Below are 4372 nucleotides of genomic sequence, written 5' to 3'. Positions count from 1 at the left end.
GAGACCGCCGTACTTCTTCTTCCAGTTATAGAACGTCGCTTCGCTGATGCCCAGCTTGCGGCACACCTCATCCACCTTCGTGCCCAACTCTGCCTGCTTCAGCGCAAACGCAATTTGCGCCTCCGTAAACTTGCTCGTCTTCATGGCATCTCTTCCCGGTTCGGACCAGTCAAATAATGCCGGATTCTCTAGTTTTCAACGAGACTATTTTCTGGGGTAGGGTCACTGGTTGGCATCTCCCGGTCCTTGTTTCTTTATAAGTCGACTCGCGAGAGCGATATGGCTTTGAACGAACGCATGACCGCTATCGCTGCCGTGAAGCGCCGCTACGGCTATGGCCGTATTCACGCGCTTCTGCGACGCGAAGGCTGGGTTGCGAACCATAAGAAAGTATGGCGGCTGTACAGCCTCGCTGGCCTGAGCGTTCACCGACGCAAGCGCAAACGAATTGCGGCTGTCGAGCGGGTGCAAAAAGCCCGTGCCCAGCGGCCCTAACCAGAGCTGGTCGATGGATTTTGTATCGGATGGCCTAGCGTATGGACGGCGCTTGCGAAGCTTGAACGTGGTCGACGATTACACGCGAGAATGTTTGGCGATCGAAGTTGATACGTCGTTGCCGGGCTTGCGGGTACGGCAGGTAATGGAGAGGCTTTGCGAGATGCGTGGCTTGCCGTTATCTATCACTGTGGACAACGGGCCGGAATTTGCAGGTAAAGTGCTTGATGCCTGGGCTTATGATGCAGGTGTCACGCTGTCGTTCATTCGACGAAGAAAGCCTGTCGAGAACGCGTATATCGAGAGCTTCAACGGCAAGTTTCGAGACGAATGTCTGAATGAGCATTGGTTCACGTCGATGCGTCATGCCAGGCAAATCATCGAAGCCTGGCGCATCGAGTACAACACCGAGCGGCCACATAGTTCGCTTTGTTATCTAACGCCTGAACAGTTCGCCACCGCGCACTGTCAGAAAGGTTTTTTAACGACGGACTCTACAGCCGTTGGAGACGAATGACGGAGGCAGGTCAGTCCGACTTTACGGGGTCAATTCGACGTTCCGAGCCGCCGTTTCTATCAGATCTGCGACAAATTCTGGATGCGACAGCAATGATAGGTGGCTAGATCGGATAGAACGCACTTGAGCGCCCATCGCGGAGGCCAATGCGCGCTGTACAGCAGTGGGTAATGCGTGATCGTCTTCCGTGACCAAATACCAAGCTGGTTTGTCGTGCCAGGCGGCGTGGCCGATGCGTTCACCAAAAGCGGCAGCAGCTATCGGTTGTTGCACCGCAGTGAGATGAGCCACTTCCTCAGTAGTGAGATCATTGGCCATCACTTGACCGAAGCTTCGGGAATCATCCAGCCAGATAAGGCCATGGGAGTCTGGTGCGAGCCCCTCCATTGGAGCTTGAAGCCGCTTTAGGAGCTGTGCCACGCTTTCACCCGAGTCGGGTGCGAGTGCCGAGAGATAGACCAGTCCCTTTACGTGTGGATCATTGCCTGCTTCGGATATCACCGCACCTCCCCAGGAATGGCCGACCAGCAAAACCTTATGCGGCTGACGCTCAATCACCTTGCGAGTAGCGCTGACGTCTGCTGCCAGCGAACTCAGCGGGTTCTGCACGGCCGTTACTCGATAGCCTCTCTGTTGCAGGAGGGCGATTACCCGCGACCAGCTTGAGCCATCGACGAAAGCACCATGCACCAGCACGATATCGACCCCATGTGCTGCCTCCTGCGGTGAGGTCTGGGCTTGGGCGTGCGCCACGCTCAAAGTGGCAATCCCCATCGCCAGCGCCCGGAGCAGCCGGCCCGCCGTTTTCCAACGCTTGCCTGTAGGCATCATCCTCTCCTTGTTGATCAGATGAACTTGGCTTCGGGTGCCCACTGATACGCAAAATTCAGCGATGCCAGCGCAGGTTTACAGGAGTATGCGGCATAAGCGGCCACCCCATGACGGATAAAGGAATCCTGCGCCATCATGGCATCGAGTTCGGTCCGGTCGGCGCAGGCAGCCAGAACCACGCCACCACCGGCATTGTCCTGCGGCCCGGCTAGGATCACGCGGCCTGCCTTGACGTTCTCGGCCAACCAGGCCTTGTGGGTGCCGAGGTGCTGGTTGACCTCATCGATGGGACGCAGGTATGTGAGAATGACGGAAAAGATCACGATCAGTTCCCTCCTGCCGGGAACAAGTCAGCCACCAGCGCAGGCACGCCATCGAGCGCATTGCGCATGGAGGTGCTGCGCAGCTCGGCGCCTTTGGTGAGCAACTCGGCCCGCGCGAAGTGTACGCGCTGGATGCCGATGAAGCCGAAGAAGGCTCTCAGATACGATTCCTGGTGATCCATTACCCCGGCTGGCCCGCTGGAATACATGCCGCCGCGGGTAGAGGCGACCAGTACGGTCTTGTCGCCGGAGAGACCCACCGGTCCATTCTCGGTGTAACGGAATGTGCGCCCCGGCTGGGCGATACGGTCTAACCAAGCCTTGAGCTGACTAGGCACGGAGAAGTTGTACATCGGCACGCCCAGCACGATCACTTCGCTGTCCAGCAGTTCGCTGACCAGAGTCTCGGACAGGGCGTGTTCGGCGCGTACGACGGCGTCGGCGGCGACCGTTCCAGGCTGGCGGAAGCCGGCTGCGATTGCACCGTCGAGGTGGGCGATCGGTGCCGCAGCGAGATCGCGATGGGTTATTTGTGCGTCCGGGAAGCGGCTGTGCAACTGTTCGACCAGCGCGGCGCTGAGCACGCGCGAGGCCGAGGCTTCACCGAGAATGCTGGAATCGAGATGGAGAATCTTCATAGCGGGGTCCTTTATATAATCGGTAACTAAGCTGACAGGTCCTACGATATCGGACTGGCTACCTGCGCACTAGTAAGCGAAACTGCATCACATTGTTCTACGGATGAGACAGTGCGGTCGCGACCCAAACTGTGACCGCTCCTATAATCAGGTTTTCAATTCGCGGACACAGTGATGGAAGACCTTAACGATCTGGGCCTGTTTGCTGCTGTGGTAGTACACGGCAGCTTCTCTGCCGCGGCACGTGCATTGAATTTGCCTAAATCGCGTATTAGCCGCCGCGTGGCGGAGTTGGAGCAGCGCCTGGGCGTGCGCTTGCTGCAGCGTTCCACCCGTGTGGTGCGTGTCACGGATGTCGGCTCTGCCTTCTTCACCCACTGTGAGGCTATGACCCAAGCCGCACGCGCTGCCGTCGAAGTCACCGAACATGCGGGTGCCCGGCCAGCCGGACGGCTGCGCGTAAGTTCGCCGATGGGCGTATCGCATATCTTTTTGGCACCGTTGCTGGCGCGCTTTCTCACGACTCATCCGGATGTCCGGCTGGAAATGGAACTGAGCAACCGGCGCGTGGATGTGATCGGCGAAGGCTTCGATGTGGCCATGCGAGTCAGGAGCACGCTTGAGGATTCCAACTTGGTAGTACGGACCTTCGGCACTAGCCAGCAGCTTCTCGTCGCAAGTCCTGCTTTCATTGCAGCGCGAGGGCCTTTCCACACACCTGAATCCTTGCAGGGGCGGCGCGGACTGGGGCCTGGAGGTATGCCCGGCGAACCAATGCGCTGGCGTCTGATGGGGCAGGAGAATGCGCTGGCTGAAATCGATTACGTGTCCGCACTGGTCACCGACGACGTGCACTTGATGATGGCTGCTGCCATTGGCGGAGCGGGCTTGGCGCTGTTGCCCTTCAACGTCTGCCGCTCTGCCATCGAACAGGGGGCGCTGGCGGTGGTTTTGCCGGAGTACCGAGCCCCGGCGCACCAGCTGCATGCTGTGTTTCCTTCGCGGCGCGGACTGGTGCCGGCAGTACGCGCTTTCATAGAATTTCTGGCCGTCGAACTGTCAAACACCATGCAGCATGAAAACCAGACCCTGGAGCAACTGCTGGCCCTCAAGAGCGGTCTCAGCGGCATGCCGAAGAGAGCCTAAAGCATGCTTTCCCACAGGCGTCGTTGATCGTGCGCAGGATCTTCGGCAACGCGGCCCCCATCCATCGCCAGCATCATAGTGGAGAGCTGACTCAGCTGGAAGCGGGGCCAGGAGGGCAGAGCCTTATGGAGGGCTTACCATCTCGCATAAAGGTCACCCAGGTCTCGTGAATCATGCGGGCGAAGGCGTCCAGTGCGGGCGTCTCACGATAGAGCATTGAGAGGAAGGGCTCCCGGAAATTCATCCACACCATCGGTAGCTCAGAGGCGTGAACCGCGAACCCTTCAAATGGAGCCTCAGCCGATGCCTGTTCGTAACGATACATATAGCTTTCACCGCCGCTGAGGGCGTGCGCTTCGGCCAGGCGCACCATGGAAATACCGAACTTAATTTAACATAACGTTAATTATCAACCAAACTGG

6 protein-coding genes and 1 pseudogene are annotated in these 4372 nt (G+C 58.4%); 2 read left to right on the top strand and 5 right to left on the bottom strand.

The window, feature by feature from the left end; translation table 11 throughout:
- The coding region (locus WM40_RS25720) for a transposase (protein ID WP_046153607.1) at positions 1-144 on the bottom strand (144 nt) is incomplete at its 3' end.
- Positions 145-330: 186 nt separating this feature from the next.
- Between WM40_RS25720 and WM40_RS25710 the strand changes: the two are divergent.
- A pseudogene (locus WM40_RS25710) lies at positions 331-1012 on the top strand (IS3 family transposase); the annotation flags it as partial.
- 21 nt (positions 1013-1033) lie between these two features.
- Here the strand turns inward: WM40_RS25710 and WM40_RS25705 are convergent.
- Genes WM40_RS25705 through WM40_RS25695 form a run of 3 tightly spaced genes read right to left on the bottom strand, consistent with a single transcriptional unit; the run spans position 1034 to position 2804 of the window.
- On the bottom strand, positions 1034-1840 hold the full coding sequence (locus tag WM40_RS25705) for an alpha/beta hydrolase (RefSeq protein WP_046154447.1): 807 nt from the start codon (positions 1838-1840) through the stop codon (positions 1034-1036).
- Positions 1841-1857: 17 nt separating this feature from the next.
- On the bottom strand, positions 1858-2166 hold the full coding sequence (locus WM40_RS25700; protein WP_024906262.1) for a YciI family protein: 309 nt from the start codon (positions 2164-2166) through the stop codon (positions 1858-1860).
- Between the two features lie 2 nt (positions 2167-2168).
- Positions 2169-2804, bottom strand: a complete 636-nt coding sequence (locus tag WM40_RS25695) for an FMN-dependent NADH-azoreductase (RefSeq protein WP_046154446.1) — start codon at positions 2802-2804, stop codon at positions 2169-2171.
- Positions 2805-2978: 174 nt separating this feature from the next.
- Between WM40_RS25695 and WM40_RS25690 the strand changes: the two genes are divergently transcribed.
- The gene (locus WM40_RS25690; protein ID WP_046154445.1) at positions 2979-3950 is read left to right on the top strand and encodes a LysR substrate-binding domain-containing protein; all 972 of its coding nucleotides are present in this window, start codon (positions 2979-2981) and stop codon (positions 3948-3950) included.
- A 91-nt stretch (positions 3951-4041) separates the two neighbouring features.
- Here WM40_RS25690 and WM40_RS25685 read toward each other — a convergent pair whose 3' ends face one another.
- Positions 4042-4323, bottom strand: a complete 282-nt coding sequence (locus WM40_RS25685) for a carboxylesterase family protein (protein ID WP_024906162.1) — start codon at positions 4321-4323, stop codon at positions 4042-4044.
- Between the last annotated feature and the right edge of the window lie 49 nt (positions 4324-4372).

It is taken from the genome of Robbsia andropogonis, assembly GCF_000970345.1.
Classification (GTDB): Bacteria; Pseudomonadota; Gammaproteobacteria; order Burkholderiales; family Burkholderiaceae; genus Robbsia; species Robbsia andropogonis.
Note: the sequence above shows the minus strand (reverse complement) of the source record. Positions and strands in the feature narration are given on the sequence as shown.